The sequence below is a fragment of the Thioalkalivibrio sp. ALJ2 genome (assembly GCF_000378325.1).
GTDB lineage: Bacteria > Pseudomonadota > Gammaproteobacteria > Ectothiorhodospirales > Ectothiorhodospiraceae > Thioalkalivibrio.
The window spans coordinates 46,824-66,269 of sequence record NZ_KB899554.1 but is presented as its reverse complement, the minus strand read 5'-3'; the positions used below and the strand labels follow the sequence as shown (position 1 = coordinate 66,269).

The 19,446-nt window shown below is 66.0% G+C and carries 16 protein-coding genes; 5 read left to right on the top strand and 11 right to left on the bottom strand.

Annotation, left to right across the window (positions count from 1 at the left end; all coding sequences use genetic code 11):
• Position 1 precedes the first annotated feature (1 nt).
• The 9 genes from F468_RS0100315 to F468_RS0100275 all read right to left on the bottom strand — a co-directional run bounded on the left by F468_RS0100315 (position 2) and on the right by F468_RS0100275 (position 11,248).
• Positions 2-1,237, bottom strand: coding sequence for a TIGR03088 family PEP-CTERM/XrtA system glycosyltransferase (locus tag F468_RS0100315; protein WP_018994390.1), 1,236 nt, complete (start codon positions 1,235-1,237; stop codon positions 2-4).
• Positions 1,234-2,778 (bottom strand): exosortase A, encoded by a 1,545-nt coding sequence (xrtA, locus tag F468_RS0100310; protein WP_018139505.1) that lies wholly within the window; start codon positions 2,776-2,778, stop codon positions 1,234-1,236. Before xrtA ends, F468_RS0100315 begins: the two co-directional genes overlap by 4 nt.
• Positions 2,775-4,016, bottom strand: coding sequence for a TIGR03087 family PEP-CTERM/XrtA system glycosyltransferase (locus F468_RS0100305; protein WP_018993302.1), 1,242 nt, complete (start codon positions 4,014-4,016; stop codon positions 2,775-2,777). The genes xrtA and F468_RS0100305 overlap by 4 nt, the downstream gene beginning before the upstream one ends.
• Before the next feature lie 90 nt (positions 4,017-4,106).
• On the bottom strand, positions 4,107-5,177 hold the full coding sequence (locus tag F468_RS0100300) for a FemAB family XrtA/PEP-CTERM system-associated protein (RefSeq protein WP_018994389.1): 1,071 nt from the start codon (positions 5,175-5,177) through the stop codon (positions 4,107-4,109).
• Positions 5,161-6,069 (bottom strand): XrtA system polysaccharide deacetylase, encoded by a 909-nt coding sequence (locus tag F468_RS0100295; RefSeq protein ID WP_018175003.1) that lies wholly within the window; start codon positions 6,067-6,069, stop codon positions 5,161-5,163. The genes F468_RS0100300 and F468_RS0100295 overlap by 17 nt, the downstream gene beginning before the upstream one ends.
• Positions 6,070-6,085: 16 nt before the next feature.
• On the bottom strand, positions 6,086-7,147 hold the full coding sequence (locus F468_RS0100290) for an XrtA/PEP-CTERM system-associated ATPase (RefSeq protein WP_018994388.1): 1,062 nt from the start codon (positions 7,145-7,147) through the stop codon (positions 6,086-6,088).
• Between the two features lie 2 nt (positions 7,148-7,149).
• The gene (locus tag F468_RS0100285; RefSeq protein WP_018175001.1) at positions 7,150-8,607 is read right to left on the bottom strand and encodes a TIGR03016 family PEP-CTERM system-associated outer membrane protein; all 1,458 of its coding nucleotides are present in this window, start codon (positions 8,605-8,607) and stop codon (positions 7,150-7,152) included.
• Between the two features lie 73 nt (positions 8,608-8,680).
• On the bottom strand, positions 8,681-9,574 hold the full coding sequence (locus tag F468_RS0100280; protein WP_018139499.1) for an XrtA-associated tyrosine autokinase: 894 nt from the start codon (positions 9,572-9,574) through the stop codon (positions 8,681-8,683).
• Between the two features lie 117 nt (positions 9,575-9,691).
• Positions 9,692-11,248 (bottom strand): XrtA system polysaccharide chain length determinant, encoded by a 1,557-nt coding sequence (locus F468_RS0100275; RefSeq protein ID WP_018994387.1) that lies wholly within the window; start codon positions 11,246-11,248, stop codon positions 9,692-9,694.
• A 354-nt stretch (positions 11,249-11,602) separates the two neighbouring features.
• On the opposite strand from F468_RS0100275, the gene F468_RS0100270 reads away from it, so the two are divergent.
• The 4 genes from F468_RS0100270 to F468_RS0100255 are packed head-to-tail and all read left to right on the top strand — an operon-like array spanning position 11,603 to position 14,699.
• The gene (locus F468_RS0100270) at positions 11,603-12,196 is read left to right on the top strand and encodes a PilZ domain-containing protein (RefSeq protein ID WP_018139497.1); all 594 of its coding nucleotides are present in this window, start codon (positions 11,603-11,605) and stop codon (positions 12,194-12,196) included.
• A 43-nt stretch (positions 12,197-12,239) separates the two neighbouring features.
• Positions 12,240-13,058 (top strand): acyl-homoserine-lactone synthase, encoded by an 819-nt coding sequence (locus F468_RS0100265; protein WP_018994386.1) that lies wholly within the window; start codon positions 12,240-12,242, stop codon positions 13,056-13,058.
• Positions 13,048-13,824 (top strand): PEP-CTERM/exosortase system-associated acyltransferase, encoded by a 777-nt coding sequence (locus F468_RS0100260; protein WP_018994385.1) that lies wholly within the window; start codon positions 13,048-13,050, stop codon positions 13,822-13,824. Before F468_RS0100265 ends, F468_RS0100260 begins: the two co-directional genes overlap by 11 nt.
• Positions 13,824-14,699: a ThiF family adenylyltransferase gene (locus F468_RS0100255; RefSeq protein ID WP_018174998.1), complete on the top strand. Its 876-nt coding sequence runs from the start codon at positions 13,824-13,826 to the stop codon at positions 14,697-14,699. The genes F468_RS0100260 and F468_RS0100255 overlap by 1 nt, the downstream gene beginning before the upstream one ends.
• 122 nt (positions 14,700-14,821) lie before the next feature.
• Here F468_RS0100255 and pepA read toward each other — a convergent pair whose 3' ends face one another.
• Positions 14,822-15,652, bottom strand: coding sequence for a flocculation-associated PEP-CTERM protein PepA (pepA, locus tag F468_RS0100250; protein ID WP_019023129.1), 831 nt, complete (start codon positions 15,650-15,652; stop codon positions 14,822-14,824).
• Positions 15,653-15,888: 236 nt separating this feature from the next.
• Here pepA and F468_RS0100245 point away from each other — a divergent pair, with 236 nt between their 5' ends.
• On the top strand, positions 15,889-16,557 hold the full coding sequence (locus tag F468_RS0100245) for a class I SAM-dependent methyltransferase (RefSeq protein WP_018174996.1): 669 nt from the start codon (positions 15,889-15,891) through the stop codon (positions 16,555-16,557).
• A 90-nt stretch (positions 16,558-16,647) separates the two neighbouring features.
• On the opposite strand, the gene prsT is transcribed toward F468_RS0100245, so the two are convergent.
• Positions 16,648-19,428 carry an XrtA/PEP-CTERM system TPR-repeat protein PrsT gene (gene prsT / locus F468_RS0100240; RefSeq protein WP_018994384.1) on the bottom strand — a complete coding sequence of 927 codons (2,781 nt, stop codon included), beginning with the start codon at positions 19,426-19,428 and terminating at the stop codon, positions 16,648-16,650.
• Positions 19,429-19,446 lie beyond the last annotated feature (18 nt).

The window sequence follows — 19,446 nt, the reverse complement described above, 5'->3', positions numbered from 1 at the left end:
GTCAGCGCCCCATCGTTTCGTGTTGTCGCCGGCGGCCCCTTGCCCGAACCGAGGGGGTTCGGGCGTTGGCCCTGTCCAGCAGGCTGTCGTAGACCCCGAGGTAGCCGGCCACCATGGCGTCCATGCTGAATTCGGCCTCGGCGCGAATGCGGGCCGCCTGTCCCATGCGCTTGCGGGTATCCGGACTGGCGAGTGCATTGCGGATGGCCTCGGCGAGGGCGGCCGGCGCCCCTGCGGGGACCAGGGCCCCCGTGTTTCCGGGGGTCACCAGGTCAGGATTGCCGCCAACGTCGGTCGCGATCACCGGAAGCCCGGAGGCCATGGCCTCGAGGATGGTGTTGCAGATCCCCTCGGCCAGAGAGGGGAGGACAAAGAGGTCCATCGCCCGCAGGCACTGCGGGATGTCCTCGCGGGCCCCCGGCAGCCATGCCTGTTGCGCGACTCCGGCGGCCTCCAGGCGCTGGCGGGCCTGTTCCCTCAGCGGGCCGTCTCCCACGATCACCAGGCGAAGACGGTCGAAGGGCACCGGGGTGTTTTCGCGCAGGGCAATGAATGCCTCTACCAGGTCCAGCGGGGCCTTCACTGCCTGCATCCGCATCACGCTCCCGATCACGATGTCCTCCGGGCCGGCAAAGCCCGGGGGCCAGGGGCCTGTGCGGGTGCCCTCGCGCGGGTGGAATCGCCCGGTATCCACCCCGTTACAGATGTGCGTCAGCCGCTTGGTTCCGACACCAACCCGTTGCTGCAGGTAGTCCATCTGATGGCGCGACAGGGCGATGTACCGGCCGACCAGGGGGCGCACCAACCGTCGCATGTAACGATGCTTGTCGCGGGAGCCATCGAGGTCGGCGATATCCCAGCCGTGCTCGCCATGTACCCGGGCGCGCACGCCGGCCAGGGCGGCGGTGACCTGCCCCTCCAGTGTTGCCAGATTGCGGGTGTGGACGATCGCGGGGCGCAGTTCGCGCAGCAGCCGCCACAGGCGCCGGTGTACGCCCAGGTCCTTGCCCTCGCGCTTGTGCAGGGCATGCAGGCTGATGTCCTCCCGCTGCAGGCGCTCGCTGAACCGCGTGTAGTCGGTCATGCAGATGATCGCGTGCCGGTAGCGCTCGGCGGGCATGTGGTTGAGCAGGTTGACCAGTCCGTTCTCCATGCCGCCGACATCCAGGCGATGGATGACATGGGCCACGCATGGGCGCGGGTCGGCGGCACTCCCCTTGGATGCCAGGGCGCTCATCGCTGGTTCACGTCCTGCAGCCGTTCCAGCACCTGCGGCATCGCGGCCTCCACATAGGCGCGTATCGCATCCTCGGCCTGCTGCGGTTCGTCGTGGTATTCGGCGTAGATTACGATCAGCGCGGCGTCGTCGCGCCCGCCCAGCAGTCGGCTAATGGCCTCGCGGGCCTTGACCTCGAAGGGCCGGGTGGTGAGATGCCCGTTCGCCCAGTACCACTGCCAGGCCACCATCTGCTGCTGGCGCCCGCGCAGCAGGACCCGCTGCGGATCGGGATAGCCCGCGACCTCCGCCTGGCCGCGCCGGGCCTGGCTCCATTCGGCCCGCTCCCGGCCCGCCAGCGTGTTGTGCCAGCCGAGCATGTTTCCGTGGCGCGCCTGTTCGCGGTAGAAGCCTACGTGCATGCCGACCTCCACCTGTGAATCGTTTACGACCCAGCCCCCGCGCTCCGCACGCATGAACTGGTAGCCGGGCTGCCAGCCGGGCCGCTCCCGAGCGGGCACGGCGGTCCAGCCGGAAGGAACGATCGGTCCGGTGCCCAGGCCCTGTATCGGGCCGAGATCCCGGGTGTCCATCCAGTGGGCATAGACGGGACCCAGTGTGACCACCAGCGCGGCGATCACGGCCATATGAGCAAAGCCCATGGCCCCGGTTTGCTGGGCTCGTGCCGGGACTCGGCGGGCGGGCTCCCCGGCTGCCCCATCCTCGCGCCAGAAGGCCCCGATCCAGAACATCAGAAAGATCACGACACCGAAGAAGACCCACCCGTAGATCAGGTGGTCGACGCCCGCGGCATACTCCATGTCGCTCAGGTGTCCGATCATCACGATCATGTAGGCGCGCAGGCCATTGGCGATGATCGGCACGATGATCGCGACACCGACAAAGGCCAGCCGCCGCCAGAGGCTGCGGTACATCAGATAGGCGTACAGCGTCCCCAGCGCGACCGACGCAATCAGATAGCGCACACCGCTGCAGGCCTCGATCACCGACCAGCGTCCGGTCGGCAGTTCGAAGTGCAGGCCGTCGCGGTAGATCGGTATCCCGGACAGTTGAACCGCCGCGACGGTGAACTCCGCGGTGAAGTCCATCAGCGGAGGCACCAGGAATTCGCCCAGCGGGACGGCGAACAGCAGGTAGGCCAGCGGGAACTGCAGGACGCGCACGACTGTGGTGCCCATGACCAGCCACACCAGGAAGGGGATCATCAGGGTTGCGGCGAACTGGCGCACCGAGATGACATCCACCAGCTCGCCCATGACCCAGGCGAGCCCCAGCAGCACGATCGGGACCAGCGCCAGGGGATAGGGGCGCGGCGATACAGCCGCCAGCTCGTCACGCTTGAGATAGACCAGAAACAGGACGATCGGTACGACCAGGAATCCATGCGCGAAGGTATCCGAACGCGCCCAGGTATCCACCATCGAGACGAATGTGGGCGCGAACACAACCAGCGTGGTCGCAATCAGGGCGGCCAGTGCCAGCACGGGCGCCCACCACCGTTGCACCAGCGGCTGGGACATCACAGTGGCCGGCGTGCTCATGCATCCCCCCGGGAGACGATCGCCTCGCCCTCGTGCGCCAGCCCGCTCTCGAGATAGTCGTGCAGGCACGCGAGGTTGCGGCCCCAGTCGTAGTCCGTGGTGATGCGTCGGCGGGCGCGGGCGGCCATCTCGGGATCGGGCTGTTCCAGGCACTGCAGGACCGCGCGGGCGAACACCTCGGGGTCGGTCTCGGCCTCGATCACCTCGTCATCGCGTACGGCGGTGATCCCCTCGAGCGCCTGCGGGGAGGCCACGACCGGCCGCGCCAGCGCCATGGCCTCGAGCACCTTGTTCTGGACTCCGCGCGCGATCCGCAGGGGCGCCACCGAAACCGCGGCACCGCCGACCCAGGGGCGCATGTCTTCCACTGGTCCCACGACCTCAACGCCCGGCTGGCGCTCCAGTTCGCGGACCTCCGGCGCGGGCCGGCTGCCGACAATGTAAAAACGCACATCCGGGTGAACCTGGCGAATGCGTGGCAGGACGGATTCCGCGAACCAGACCACCGCCTCCACGTTCGGCCAGTAGTCCATGGCCCCGCTGAACACGATCGGCTGGACCCGGTCCGGATAGGGGCCTTTCTTCGGGAGGTGCTGCGGGTCGAAGTACGCCGCATCGACGCCGTTGTTCAGTGCATGCACCCGCTCGGCACTCTCCGGCGCCAGGGCCCGAAATGCCGCGGCTTCGTCCGGTGATACGAACAGGCTGGCCTCGCTGCGCGCCGCGACCTGTCGTTCATAGCGCAACAGCTGGCGTCCTTCGCGGCGGTAGATCGCGCTCATCGGCCAGGGCTTGCTGGCGGCGTACTGGGTCCACTTGTCGGAGTCGACATCGACGAAGTCCACCACCCGCGTCAGGCGGGCCCGGGGCGGGAGGTATTGCGCCATGGCCGAGGAGAACACCAGAGCGCGCGAGATCTCCTGCTGCTCCAGTACCCGGTCGACCCAGCGCTGCAGTTCCGAATCGCGATACCAGGGGAGGGTCAGCGGCTCCTGTGTCAGCAGGCCGCGCAGGGCGCGCCATTTTGCGCGCCCCGGCGAGAGCGGGCGCACGCAGACGCCCGCGCAGCAGCGCTCCAGCTCTTTGACGTAGGCCGCATCGGCCGGGTCGTCGATAAAGGTGCCCAGGTAGACCCGGTAGCGCCGCGTCAGATCGCGCAGGATATGGTACGAGCGAATCTTGTCGCCCTTGTTGGGCGGCCACGGGATTCGATGGGTCAGATAAAGTACGGCATCCATTGCAAGCTCACCCGCTGCTGCGGTCGAAACGGAAGCCCCAGTGCGACCCGTCCCCGGGTGTGCTGGGGTGTTGAATAACGGTCACGAGCACTACCCGAGATTGCGGGACAGCCAGGGCCCCACCCGGTTGGCCACCGCCAGCGGCAGTCGCTGCCACGCCTGGATGAAGTAGCGGTACTTCGGGTTGAGCGGGTTCACGTCGGGCATGGCCCGGGCACGCACCAGGTCGTACTCGTAGTACAGGGGCTGGGGCTCGAAGCCCCAGTTCTTCTTGAAGCTGAATGACCCGGTATCGCGCTTGCTGCGGCCAAAATCGAAGAGGCGCAGACCCGACTCGCAGGCCCGGCGCATCACCTCCCAGTACATGAAGTCATACCCGGCCACCTCGCGGGCGCGCGGCGTGCCGCCGCCGTAGTAGGGCAGGACCTGGTCGCGGAAGTAGAAGTTGAGCACGCTGGCCACAGGGGTCCCCGCGTCGGTGACGGTCAGGATCCGGCAGTCGTCGCCGAACACGGTGCGCAGGATGCGGAAGTAGCGCCGGCTGAACACGGGCGTCCCCATGCGATGCACGTTGGCCGCATAGATCGGGAAGAATCGCTCGATGTCCCGGTCGATCTCGCTGACCAGGCCGGCCTTGATGCCCTTGCGCACCATGCGCCGCTGTTTGCGCGGGATCGCCTCCAGGTTCTCTTCGACCTCTTTCGCCATCTCCTTGCGAAAGGTCACATACAGGTGCTTGGTCGGTCGGTCCGGGTGGTAGGGCGCCATATGGCGGTACTCGAGATAATCCACCTTGTATTGCTGCGCGAGCTCCCGGGCCCGGTTGTCCAGGGCCACGAAGGCCTCTTCGGTGCGCGCGGCGATGCCGCCGTACACACAGAACGGCAGCGAAACCAGGGAATGGCCGAACAGAAAGCTGCGCACGCGCGCCAGGGGCAGGACACCCTCGATCCCGTTCGGGCCTTCGGCAAACAGGAAATGGGTCGAGTGCCCGAAGGCCTGTTCGATGACCGTCTGCCAGCCCGCGCGATGGAAGAACGTCGCCACCGGGCAGGTCTCGACAAAGGCATCCCACCGGGCAACATCGGCAGGCGTGAGGTTCTGGACCCGCAACGCGGTCGCGCGCGAGATCGTGGGTCGCTGGTCAGTGGACTTGAGCATGGCTGTTCGCTGTCGTCGGGGTTGGCGGCGCCGGGCTGGCGAGGAGGTGGGCAAAGACCTGGTCCATGCGGCCCCAGCGGAAGTCCTGCAGCAGCCGCTGCAGTCGACGTTCCGTACGCCCGAGGTTGAGGTAGTGACGAAAACGCGTCCTGGCGCTCACGCCGGGGACACGCGGTTGTCCGGGATCGATCTCCCAGGGGTGGAAATAGAACACCCCGGACAAACCGTCTTTGTTATTGATCCTCCGTAACGCCTGGCGGGAGACCGCATAGGGCAGCAGCCGAAAGTAGCCGCCACCGGCCGCCGGCAGATTGCGGCCAGCAACGCGCAGGGTGGCCGGGGGCAGTTCCAGCACGCCCTGGGGGCCCCGCGGGCGATAGGGGTGACGCGGCGCGCTCGGCGTGCCGTAGTGATCGTGCTGGACCGGATAGATGCTCGAGCTGTAGGTGTGGCCCGTTTCGGCCAGCAGGTCGAGCGCCCACAGGTTGCCCTCGCCGATCGAGAAGCTGGGGGCGCGATAGCCGCGCACCTCGACACCGGCGATGTCTTCCAGGATGGCCTTGGCGCGGACGATGTCCGCGCGAAATGCCTGAGGCTCCAGTTCGGTCACCCGCTGGTGCCCGTAACCGTGGCTGGCCAGCTCGTGCCCGGCGTCGACGATTCGGCGCACCGCCTGGGGATAGCGCTCGGCGATCCAGCCAAGGGTAAAGAAGGTCGCGCGCACGCGGTGATGATCGAACAGCGCCAGGATCCGCTCGAGGTTGTACTCCACGCGGCACTCCTGGCTCTCCCAGCAATGGCTCGGGAAATGCGGCGCCAGGGCCGAGACCTGAAAATAGTCTTCGACATCGACGGTCAGGGCATTGGCTACGGTGGGCGGTGCGGACGGCATGGCGGTTTCCCCGGCACTAGTGCCGGGCGAGCTCCTTGTGGTCGAAGCCCGAGAACTTGTCCAGCGAGTCCAGGGCGTCGAGGATGCGCTGCGACTGTCGGTAGTTGATCGCCAGGGCGTGCTCGATCCGTTCCAGGCGTTTTTCCATCGCCTCGTAGCTGTCTTCCAGACGGATCAGGGTCAGCTCGTTGGCAACGGCGCGTTCGGTATCGATCACGCCATTCACGGCGTTCCCGGGTTTCGGCTCGGCCGTCTCCTGCTGCGCGCCAAAGTCCTCCTCGATCTCGTCGATCACCCGGCGGGCCTCGTCGGCGTCGAGGTCGTAGCGCTCCTCGAGATAGCCCATCAGCAGCAGGCGGTCGCACAGGGTGTTCACCTTGCGCGGGATGCCGCCGGTGAACTCATGGATCACGGGCCAGATATCGGTGGCGAAGTGGGGCGTTCCCTCCCAGCCCACGCGCGACAGGCGGTGCTCGACGTAGGCCCGGGTGTCGTCCTCGTCCATCGGGCCCAGGTGATAGGTGGCGATCACCCGCTGGCGCAGCTGCTGCATGTTTTCGCTGCGCAGGATGTCGCGAAATTCGGGCTGGCCCAGCAGGAAGCTCTGCAACAGCGGCCCGTCAACGCCCTGAAAATTGGACAGCATGCGCAGCTCTTCCACCGCATCCATGCTCAGGTTCTGCGCCTCGTCCACGACCAGCAGCGCGCGCTGCCCGCGTGAACGCGTGTTCAGCAGGAAGCGCTCCATGTGGCGCAGCTGGCTGGCCTTGTCGTCGCCGGTTCCTTCCAGGCCGAAGGCCAGGCACACCGAGCGCAGCAGGTTCTCGGCATCCAGCTGAGTGCTGACCAGTTGTGCCGCGAGTACCCGCTTGGTGCCGAGTGTCTCGAACAGGCTGCGCACCAGGGTCGTCTTGCCGGCCCCGACCTCGCCGGTGATGACGATGAAACCCTCCTGCTGCTGCACGCCGTATTCGAGGTAGGCCATGGCCCGCCGATGGCCCTTGCTGGCGTAGAAGAATTTCGGGTCCGGGCTGAGGGCGAAGGGCTTGCCCTGCAGCCCATAGAAGTTCTCGTACATGCTCAGAACTCCTTGGTGATCAGCGCGATGATCGAGTTTTCCCGGTATTCGTTGACCCGGCTGTTCGAATCCCGCTGCTGATAGCGATAGGCCAGGCTGCCCCGCAGGTCCGGGGCGAACTGGCGGTTCAGGCTGGCGCGGAAGTAGAAGAAGTCGTCTTCGCGGTCGCTGCCCAGAAACTCCGTGCGCGAGACCCCGGAGCTCAGCTCCGTGGTGGTGCGCGGCCCCAGTGTCAGCTCCCAGAAGGCGATCACGCCGGTGCGGCGATTGTCGTCTTCGAAAATGCCGGCACCGGTGTCGAACTCGGCCTCGCGTCGGGTCTGGTAGCCGGTAACCCCGAACACGCTGCGCCCGGTATCGTAGCGCCAGTTCGCACGGGCACTGCGTGTCAGATAGAACCCCTCGATCAGCGCTTCTTGCGTAACCAGCGCGCTCGTGAACAGTAACTGGAGCTCTTCGAAGGTGTACTGGTCGAAGATCTCCTCGAACGTCATGCCCTCCAGTTCGGCCAGTTGGGACACGTCAAGGAACATGAATTCGCGCCGATCGCGGGTCGAGCTGATGCCCTCGGAATAGCTGACGCCGTAGCTGGCGCGGCGGCTGCGGTGCGTCGCGCTGAGGGCTCGTGTTGTGCCGAAGAAGCGTTCGCCATAACGTGCCTCGACGGAGGTCACCGGTGTCGGGGTCCAGCCGACACCGACCTCCCAGAAGCTGCCATCGTCGTCGTCGCGCAGGGTTTCGTAGTCGTTGAACTCCTCGCCCACGACGCCAAATACGCGCAGGGTGCGGCCAATGTTGTACCCGAGGGTTGCGCTGATCTCGCTGAACTCGCCCTCCAGCCCGTCTTCGTACTTCAGCCGGTCGTAGAAGCCCGCCAGCTGCCAGAACACGCGATCAAAGGTCGGGCCGCTGTCCAGGGTGTATTCCGCGCGGTTGCCGGTGCTGCTGGCCCGGTTGCTGCGGTGGTAGTGCCGCTCGTCGTAGGTGTAGCGAATGTCCTGGCGGGCAAAGGTGCCGAACTCGTTCTGCAGGTTGGGCGACACGCTGTAATACGAGGTCTCCTCGATGTTGCTGCGTGGCGTGCTGCCGCCGATGCCGACCGGGTCCAGCAGCGAGGTGGCCTGTTCCCGGCGCGAGGCGGTCACGTCGACAAAGAACGTGTCCTCGATGACCTCGGTCTGGTTGCGGGCGCGCAGCATGTGGGTCGTGCGGTCTTCGCTCGACTCGGACAGGTGGGTGCGATGGTTGAGCTGGTAGTCCACGCGGGTGTCATTGCGCACGCCGTCCCGGCGCAGGGTGAAGCCGGGGCGCGCATGCCCGATCAGGTCCGCATCCTCCTGCCCGCGGGGGGCCAGGCGGACGTTGTCGGTCGCCTCCACCCCCACCGTGACGCGCGGGGTGAAGTCCCACTCGGTGGCCAGGCCCGAGGCGGGCAGCGCCAGCGTGCCGCCGCCCAGCACGGCGATCAGACAGATCGCCCGGCCGTTCCGTACCGGGGCCTCCCTGCGGTGTGTGACCCGCACCCGTCCCTGGTTAGTGCTCATGGCTCACCTCCCCGTACGGGCGCTCGTGATAGTAGCCCGTGCCATAGCCAAGCCCCGGGGTGGAGGGCGCTCGGTTGAGTGCAGTCAGGACCACATCGCAGCCGGCGAGCTGCTGCATCGCGTTCTCCACGGAGGCGGCCGGGGTGCGCTCGGCGTCGACCACCATCACGACCTGTCCCATCCCGGCGGCCAGCACGCCCGGCTCGCTGGTGGCCAGTAGCGGGGGGGAATCGAACAGGATGATGCGGTCCTGATAGCGATCGTGAAGTTCGTCCAGCAAGGCCCGCATCCCGTCACTGGCCAGGATCTCGGTGGATCGCCCGTGCGGGCGCCCGGCGGGCAGCACCGAGAGGTTCTCGATGTTGGTCCGCATCAGGACATCGGGGATGCCAAGGTCCGGCTCCGTGAGGACATCCATCAGCCCGCGCTCGGCCTCGAACCCGAGGACCCTCGGAACGGTCGGCTGGGCCACATCGGCGTCGACCAGCAATACCGTGCGGTCGACCTCCATCGCCATGCTGATCGCCAGGTTGGTGGTCAGAAAGGTCTTGCCCTCGCGTGGCAGCGAGCTGGTCACCATGATCAGCCGTCCGCGGGGTATCCGCATTGCGGAGTGGCGCCCGAACGCGTTGTTCAAGAGCGGCCGCTTCATCATGCGGATCTCTTCGGCCAGGGTGGAGCGCTGGTCGCCGGGCACGATCAGCCCCTGCCGCCGCAGGTGCCCGAAGTCGATGCGAGCTGCCGCCGAGTGCTCGCCGTGCCCGGATGCCGGGGCCTCCGTGCCCCCCGCTTCCCGGTCCGTGTGTCCGGATGCTGCGTCGGCGGGCAGGGGCTGTATGGGAGCCGACCGGCTCTTGTCGAGGGCTTTTTCAATGATGCTCATGAGCGTCTGGCTCCCCTTGCCGTGCGCCGGCCCGCAGGGCCCGCGCCTCCATGGAACAAATGCATCCCGGTCCCTGATGCGTTGCGTGCGATACACCGGGCCGATGGCCGCGGCCGTTCATCGCAACAGGCTCAGCAGTTCGTCGAGAACACCGGCCGATCCGGTGAGGTAAAGACCCATGACCACGGCATACACCAGAAGGAGGGTGGCCAGGGCCATTGAAAAGGCCGACAGCTCCAGCCTGCGGCGGCGCCGTATCTGGGGTGTGCGTACGGCCGAGATGGTGCCCAGAACCGGGCGACCGGCGATCTCCGCGAGCTGCCGCCGATTGCTGACCGTCCGCCGCAGCTGTGAAAGCAGGAAGGCGAAGCCCGTGCCCGCGCCCAGACCGACCAGCAAGATGCCGGTGGCCATCAGTGGGCGGTCGGGTGCCGAGGGGGCTGTCGGTCGGCGCGGCGGCTCGAGGACGCGGAAATCGACCGAGTCGGTTTCCGACTCCACCGCGCCCGACATGATCGCCTGTTCGCGGCGGCTCTGGAGCTGGCGGTAGGAGTCGCGCAGTACGTCGTAGTTGCGGGTCAGCGCGGTCAGCTCCGACTCCACGGCCGGAGCGCGGTCGACGTCCTGTTCCAGCCGCGCGACCCGCGCCTGGAACTCTTCGATCCGGGTCTCCAGCATCGCGATCTCGCTCTCGGCGTCGGTGATCGCGGCCTGCAGCGCGTCGCCACCCCCGGTAGCCCCAATGGGTACGACCGCCGGGTTGCGCGCGTAGTCGGCGGCTTCGCGCGAGCGGCGCTCTTCCAGCTCCGAGAGGATGCGCCTTGCGGCGACGATGTCGGGGTGGTCGTCGGTGTAGCGATGCCGCATGGCATCGATGTTTTCCTGCAGGTCGTTGATCCGGCGGTCCAGCTCCGGGTTGCGGTACTGCGCCCTCACCGTGCCGCCACCCGACCGGCTCTCCTCGGCACGGCGCTGCAATGCGGCCAGGCGGCTGTGGGCCTCGCGCAGTTGCAGCTCTGCCTGGGCCACCTGTTCGCGGCCGCGTTCCAGGCGCGAATAGAAGTTGCCGTCGCCGCTGATAAAGCGCGCATTCTGCCGCTTGAAGTCTTCGATCTCGGCTTCCCTGGCCTGCAGCTGGCGCTCGTAGATCTCGATCTGGCGCTCGATGAATCGCTGCGAGGTGCTCAGATCCAGGCGCGAGTCGCCCAGGCCGCGCTCCATGAACAGATTCACCGTCTCGCGGACCACGCGCTCGGCCACATCAGGATTGCTGTGGCGAAAACGCACAGTGAAGATGTTTTCGCGCCGTTCGCCGTCCAGGGTCAGCCTGCTGCGCAGCAGGCTGACCTGCGCGTCGAGGTCGGCACTACCCATGTAGACGTCCAGGTCGCTTTGCCGGGCGATGGTCTCCAGGTTGTCGCGGCTGAGCAGGGTGCGCGTCACCATCCGCAGCCGCTCTTCTGTATCCGGGCGCACCGTCATCCCGCGCAGCAGCGGGTTCAGGACGGACTGAGTGTTGACGAATACCTGCGCATTAGCCTGATAGGTATCCGGGAGGCTCTGGATGTAAGCCCATCCGCCCAGACACACAATCCAGGCAATCGGCAGAATCCACCAGCGTCGGCGCCAGGTGGCGCGCGCCCGCTGAACAAAATCCTGAACAATCTTTTCCATTTCTTGTTGCCCCCTGTTAAACCCTTTGACGTTCAATGACGCCTTGTGGGTCTTCGAACGGAGTAACAGTTCTCCGGTAAAAGGGTTCCCCGCAAGGTCGATTGGCACCTTGCTTGAGCCCCACCTCGGGAGACGTCTAGGGCTATTGAAGATCGTTTGTTTTCCCTTGTCTACACGTGTCGAGAATGTTTACACCTGAAAAAATTTTGAAGCTGAGTTTTCTAATAAATTTTCGCGGTTTTATAACGGATCAGGGATTTACGTTAACTGGTACGCAGTTTGCTGGGCTTTGTTCGATTAGGCTCGAAACGGCTGCGGCAGGGGGGTGGCCTGGCGGTTGGGAGGGATTCTCAAATGCACGACGATCTGGGCCAGAGAAGTCTCGCGCAGAATCTGGCGGAGTTCTGGCATCCCGCCATGCTCAAGCGGAACTGGAGCGAGCGCCTCGCACTGATGAACGACATCTACCGACAGCTCCATCGGTTCAGTGCCAGTGACGAAGAGTACGAGTCCTGGGCCGGACAGCTGGTGGAGGCCGTAATCGACCGGCTCGGGGAGCCACCGATTACGGATCCGGCTCAGGCCGATCTCTACGCCTGTTCGCCGAACCCGAGGCACTGGTCGGCCGCATTCGCCTGGCGCTACGGCCGCAAGACACCCGGCCGGCCCGAGCAGCGCTGCTGGCCTCGGTATGCGGTCAACCTGCTGACCGAGATCGGCATCCGAAAGGAGTGGCGCAAGTGCCGCCTGATGGATCTTTCGCGGGGTGGCGCGCGGATTGCACTGGTCGGGCAGTACCCGTATTTGCCGCCGGATACCGCCTTGCAGCTAATGCTCCCGACCGCCGGGACCTTCGATGCCGTCGTGGTATCCGATCGCCGAGTGGGTCTGGGCCTGCGTTTTCTCAGGCGCAATGGTCCGGGTCAACGCATCGACACGACGGCTTGAAGGCATGCGCCTCTGGCCGGGGAAATCCGTATTGAATTACGCAATGGAGGACGAACGTTTGTATACCCATGCTGGCGTCGAACCGGGACGCCCCACCTCAGATCGTTGCCTGCCGGATGGGCACTCCCCGTCCTATCAGGTGTATCTCGCCACGGGCGCCCGGGCGCGTCGCATCCACTATCGGATGCGCTACGCGGTGTACTGTCTGGAGACTGGTTTCGAAGCGGCCGAGCGTTACCCGGAAGGTTTCGAGCGCGACATCCACGACGAGCACGCCGCTCATTTTCTGGTGCGGATGGGCGGGCTGTACGACGGCGGGCACTGGGTTGGCGCCATGCGTCTGATCCGGCCGGAGGCGGGTCTCCTCCCGACCATGGCCGCCGGGCATCTGTTTGAGGATGCCTTCGCGACGCCCAGGGTCGAGTCCCCGCGGGTGCTCGAGGTTTCCCGTCTGATTGCTCGTGGTTCACCGGAACGCGGATCGCCGCGTTTGCTGTATCACCTTTGCCAGGCCGCCCAGGCCTATGCCGAAGACCACGGGTATGACTTTCTGCTGTTCATGATTCGACCAGCCCTCGCGCGTCTGCTCCAGCGCCACCATATCCCCATCGAGCTGTGTGGCGAGGCCTGTGATCACCGGGGGCTGCGGCTGCCGTTTCGTGCATTGACTGCCGAGTCCGGCGTGGCGCTGTCCGCCTGGCGCCGCCGGCTGGGGCTGGGCGACGCACCGGTGCGCCCCCACTATGCGCAACTGGCCGGACACCCACCGCTCCCGTACCGCGCGGCGCCGGGGTACAAGCGTTGCTGGCGCCCGCGTGTGTATCACGCCCCAAGGGCTATGGAAGTGCCCTGTGCAGGATGACCCGCTCATCACGGCATTCTGCCGCTATTTTTCTCTGGTGAAGCCGGACAAGGAGCAGCTGGAGGCGGTGTACCGACTGCGCTACGAGGTCTACTGCCGAGAGTTTCGTTACGAGTCTCCGGAGAGCTGCCCGGGCGAGCGCGAGATCGACGAATATGACGCCCAGTCCACGCATTGCCTGCTGGAGCATGTGGTGAGCGGTACCCACGCGGGCTGCGTCCGGGTCGTGCATGTTGACGCGCGTCAGAAGATCCACGAACTCCCGATGGAGCGCCACTGCGATAACTGCTTTTACGAGACCGAATTTCGCCCGGACCGGCTGGAGCGGGACGCGATCTGCGAGGTCTCCCGACTGGCCGTCAATGGCCTGTTCCGGCGACGTCTGGGGGAGTCGGTCACTCCTGTCGGGGACCTTCATCTGCTGAATGTGCCTCTGGAACAGGCGCGTACCTTCCCGCTGCTGGCGTTGAGTCTGTTCATGAGTGCGGTCGCCATGATGGAGATCGAGGGCCGCTCGCATGCCTTCGCCATGATGGAGCCGTCTCTGGCGCGCATCCTGCGTCGCCACGGCCTGAAGGTGAAGCAGATCGGCACGCTTCAGAACTACCATGGTCGCCGCGCGCCGTTTCATATTAGTCTGCTTACAGCCCTGGCCGGGATTCACCGTTCACCGTCGCTGAGCCAGCTGTATGCACACTCCTATGCCAATCTCTCCGACCCCCATCCCTCCGACTCTCTCTGGGACGCGATTGCCAGCGCGGCCTGATGCCTGAATTCGACTATCACGCGGCGTTCCGGCGCACCCATGGCTGGGTGACCTGGCCGGAGATGGAACGCCTGCGCGGTGCGCGGGTGGCGATCGCCGGTCTTGGGGGTGTCGGCGGGAGCCATCTGCTGACGCTCGCCCGCCTGGGGGTGGGGCGCTTTCATATCGCGGATTTCGACTGCTTCGAGCTGCACAACATGAACCGCCAGGCGGGGGCCGGCATGTCCCGTTTGGGCCGACCCAAGGTCGAGGTCCTGCGCGAGATGGCGCTGGACATCAATCCGGAGCTCGAGATCACCACATTCCCGGAGGGGGTGTACCAGCACAATCTGGAGGCCTTCCTGCAGGGTGTGGACCTCTACGTCGACGGGCTCGACTTTTTCGTGTTTCAGGTCCGCCGCGAGGTCTTCGCCGCGTGCGCGGAGCGGGGGATCCCGGCGATCACCGTGGCCCCGCTCGGCATGGGGGCCGCATTGCTCAATTTCCGCCCGGGTGGTCTGTCGTTCGATGACTACTTCGACCTGCGCGATGGATTGCCCGACGAGGAGCTGGCGCTGCGTTTCATGATGGGCCTGGCCCCGTCGATGATGCAGATGGGCTATCTGGCCGATCCTGCCGCCGTCGACCTGAGGGCGCAGCATGGCCCGTCCACCGTGATGGCCTGCGAGCTGTGCGCCGGGGTCATGGGTACCGAGGCCCTGAAGATCCTGCTGGGACGTGGCCGTGTCGTCTGGGCCCCGCGCGGCGTTCACTTCGATGCCTATCGCCAGCGCCTCGCCCGCACCTGGCGCCCCGGTGGCAACCGCAATCCCCTGCAGCGCCTGCTGCTGGCGATCGGACGACGTCGACTCGCACGTCTCCGGGCCCAGGTCTGAACAGCAGCCATCCAGCCTCGCGTTTCGTATGTTCGGACATAAAAAAACCCCTCGTCCGAAGACGAGGGGCCGGGAGAGGCTTTCCACCCAGGGGGGAGCAGAAGGCCCAACCACAAGGGCTGCTAGGCAGCCAGGCCAGTCTCGCGGCGGCGGCGTCGCGTGGCGACGAAGCCGAGCATTACCAGCCCGGTTCCCAGCAGAAGCAGCATGCCCGGCTCGGGTACCCCGAACCACCGGGCGTCGGCCGAGCCGACCACATCAAAGGTAGTGCGCTGATCGACTTCCTCGAAACCCTCGATAAAGTCGAACTGACCCGATACTCGGACATTCATGTAGAACGGGTCCGGACTGGTGAAGAATTGCTTGCCTTCATCCGTCAGCATCCACTCGTTGAAGATGAGCGCGAAGCTGCCGATATCGTCCGAGCCGGGTTCAAAGCGACCCGCGCCCCGCTCGAAGATGTCGGACCAGCCTACGAGGATGTCATCACCCGTGCCGCCAAGGGCCACACCGTCGGCCGCATCGCCCGAGTTAAACCCGAAGGTGGTATCCAGATTCGGATCCAGGTAGAGCGCGATCGAGCCGGTGGTGCCGGTGAACTCGCCCGAACCCGCGTCGAAAGTCCCGGAGGACTCGAACACGGCATACAGGCCATAGAACAGATCACCGTCGTCCCCGCCGGCGCCCAGACGATTGCTGACGCCTGTACCCCCAAGGAAGTACTGACCTACGTTCCAGTAGGCCGCCGCGTCGAAGGAACCGTCGGTATCGAGGGTCAGCAGCTCCTCATACCCGCCGGTAATACGGTCAACCTGACGTTCGCCGACCGCGATCGTCGAGAGATCGAGCTGCGAATCATCAATCGTGAAGACGCCGGCATGTGCGGTGCTCGCAAGCCCCAGACTGGCCACTGCCAGTACCGCCCCCAGCGCTGTTTGCTTGAACCTTTCCATGTTGTAATCCTCCACCAGTTAGCATCAATTTGTTTGGGTTAACGCTTACTTCCACTTCAATTTGCTAGTCGTCCTGTCTTGCGAGTGAAGTAAAGCAGGCTGCGTGCCAAAAGTGTTAACTATCGGATTTTCAAGGCGTTTGTTTTGTTTTTCCTTGGTCCTGGAAAAGGCCTTTGTAAAAAAAACGGACGGCGGAGTTGGGGGCTCGGCCGTTCTTTCCGTGAAGGAGATGTCACATGTCCAAGCGTGCCAAGACCCGCGACGAGATTGCCGAGGCCTACAAGTCGCCACCCTGGTGGTACGACGCGCGGGGGTTTTTCATCCTGACCTTTGCCTACAACAGCACCCTGGGCGCCCAGATCCGTTTTTTTGGCCGCAACATGGGGGCCCGGCATCTGGAGATCGGCTGCGGTACGGGGACGTTGCTGGAGATGGCGATCAAGTGGCGGCGCCGGCGCAAACTGCCGGAGAGCGAAATCGTTGGCGTGGATTACGCCGAATCCATGCTGGCGGGCGCGCGCCACCGCTTCGCAAAGGACGAGCACGTGACTGTCAAACACGCCGACGCCGCGGAGCTGCCGTTCGCCGACGGCGAGTTCGATACGGCCAACATCGCCAACTCGGTACACTGCTTTCCGGATGTGGACGGCGCCATCCACGAGGCCTTTCGGGTGCTCAAGCCGGGGGGCACCCTGGCCGCGAACGTCCTGCTGTATCCGCGCACGCCGCAGCCACTCAAATTGATTGCCGAACGCATCAACCGCTGGGGCATGCGCAAAGGCATCCTGCATACCCCGTACGAGGCCCGCGATATCCTGAGTCGCTTCACCAGCGCCGGGTTCCAGGTGGTCGACTCCTCGATCTCGGGCAATTGCTACAACCTGCTGTTGAAGAAATCGCAGTAGTCCTGGCGCCAGTTTCGACGCTGGCCGGAAAAGCTGAAGCCCACGCGGACGTGGGCTTCAGCTCGGCGCGTCTTTCTCGCTTTTCCGGTTTTACAGCGACTCGTGAAGCGACTGCGCCCGTTCGCGTTCCGGGAAATCTTCGTGGGCCTCCAGCAGCTCCGTCAGCAGGGCGCGCGCCTGTTCGGTTTCGCCGCTGGCCTGGTAGGCCTGTGCCAGATGGAACCCGATATCCGGTGCCTGCGGGCTCATCCGGTAGGCCCGCTGCAGGGTCTCCAGCGCGTTCTCGGTGTCGCCGCCCTCCAGCAAGACCACGCCCAGGGTGTCGAGAATCGCGGGCTGATCCGGGGCCAGTTCGACAGCCCGCTGGGCATACTCGCGGGCGCGGGGGTTGTCGGTCTCGCGGGCCAGCCATGCCGCATTGTTCAGCGCGATGACATCGTTGGGCCGCTGTTCCAGCACGGTTTCGTAGGTTTCCAGGGCTTCGGCCTCGTGGCCGGCGTTGATCTGCGCCGAGCCGAGCAGGTGGCGCGAGGCGAGATCATCGGGGTGGTCCTGCAGCCAGCCCTGCAGCGTCTCCAGGGCCGCGTCGGAATGGCCGGCCCGCTGCTGAACCTGGTATTTCTCCACCAGCCAGTCGCGTCGGGACTCACGCTCAAGGGCGCGTTCGTAGCCCTCGATTGCCTTGTCGAGCTCGCCGGCTTGTGCGTCGAACCAGGCCTGTTGCGCGATCACCTGCGCCGCCTCCGGGGCCCGCTCCGCAACGGGCTCGAAGACCTGACGCGCCTCGTCGACCTCGCCGGCCAGACTCAGGTGGCGGGTCAGCACCATGCGCGCGCTCATGTGGCTGGAGTCGATCGACAGCGTCTCGCGCAGGGCCGTGACGGCCTGCTCGGTCTCGCCCAGCGCGGCGAGATTGCGCGCCTGCCGGAAGCGCAGCTCCGCGGCATCCGGCCGCAGTACGGCCAGGTGCCCAAGCGTCTGTGCCGCGCCCGCGAAGTCCCCCTCGCGCTCCTGCAGATCGACCAGCAGGCCCAGCACTCGGGTGTCGTTGGGGTGATGTTCGCGGGCTTTTTCCAGGGTCGATCGGGCGGCGGCGTGATCCTCCTGCTGGTTCTGGGCGCGTGCCAGCATCAGGTAGGGCTCGATCCGATCCCGGTGCGCCTCGATTGCGTCCTGCAGCCAGCGCTTGCCGGCCTCCATCTCGCCCTGCTGGAAATGCAGTGTCGCCAGCCGAATCGCCGAGGTGGGATGCCCGGGGTCGCGTTCCTGCAGGTCCTCGAGGATCTCGCGGGCCGTCTCCAGGTTGCCCTGGCGGACCTCGAGCGAGCTCAGGTTCAGGGCCAGGGTGCTGTTGTCCGGATGGAGTGACAGTCCTTCCTGATAGATCAGGCGGGCCTCGTGGGTTTCGCCCATCCCCAGCAGGGCGGCGCCCATCAGGTTGAAGCCCTGCGGGTTTTCCGGGTCCTTGTCGCGCAGACGCTGGGTGGCTTCCAGGGCCTGCTCGTACTGCCCATCCCGGATATGCGCCAGGGCCACCGAGTAGTCGGCCAGGCGTACATCCGCGCTTTCGCTGGCGACTCGGTGCAGCAGCGCCATGCCTTGCTCGTGGTCGCCGTGCCGCACCAGGGCAATCCCCAGCATCTCCTGCAGTTCCGGGCGGTCCGCGCGGTTGGCCAGGGCCTCGCGCAGGACCTCGATCCCGCTTTCAGTGTCGCCCTCGCCGATATAGAGCGCGGCCAGCTGATCGCCCAGGGCTTCGATCAGGTCGGGCCGCTCGCTCAGTGCCTCGGCCAGGATCCGTCGAGCATCCTGCGTGCGGCCCTGTTCAATGCGCAGCTGGGCCAGCAGCCGATAGCTCATCGCGTTGGCCGGGCCCAGCGCATGGTGGCGCTCCAGCAGGCGTTCCGCCTGGGACCAGTTGCCTTCTTCCAGCTGGATGGCCGCCAGATAGGGCATCGCGAGGCGGTAGTTGGCCGAGGCCGCCAGCGCCTCTTCCAGGTGGGGGCGAGCCTGCAGGGGTTCGCCCGTCTCGAACTCGATCAGCCCCATCAGGAAGTGGCCGCCGGCGTGGTTGGGTGCGCCATCCTTGAGGAATTTGCCATCGGCCCGGGCCTCGTCGAACTGCCCCAGTTCGACGTGCATCAGCCCGCGCTTCAGGCGTTCGGCGATCGCATCCGGGCGCAACTCGACGGCGCGGCTAAAGGCCTTGAGTGCAGCCTCGGGGTCGCCCTGCACCCGTTCCAGGTCTCCCTTGAGGGACCAGGCAGGCGAAAATTCGGCGTCCGTTTCCAGGGCCGCATCGGTCATCTTCATGGCCTGCTCGGCGTCGCCATCGGACATCGCCTTGTAGGCGCGCGCCAGATGAATCTCGACCAGATCGTCATGCGCCTCGCGGGCGGCCTCAAGATAATCCGATCCGGCAGTGGCGTCTCCCGCCTGATAGGCCGCCAGCGACCGATAGGCCAGCAGGCGCGCGGCATCCTCGCCTTCCAGGCCATCGGCCTCGGGGATCTCGGCGATTGCCCCACTGCCACCCAGCATGAACAGCAGCCGCGCCAGGGGCAGGGCGTACTCGTTCGGGTCCGCGCCCGTCTCCAGGGCTCGTTGCAGGTGGCGCACGGCCGGTTCCGGCTGCTGGTCGCGCAGATAGGCGAGGCCCAGGCGGCCGCGCACCTCGGGGTCCGGATTGCGCTGCAGCACGTTGCGATACTCGATGGTGGCCGCGGCATATTCGCCTGCCTCCATGTGGCGCTCGGCGCGTTCGCGGTGCTCGGCCTCGGTCGGGGTGCCCAGCGCGTCGCAACCGACCAGGGTCAGCGCCATCAGCAACGGGGCCAGGCGCGGGAGGGTGCGGCGGGGCGCGCCCACCACACGGGATACAGAACGGGG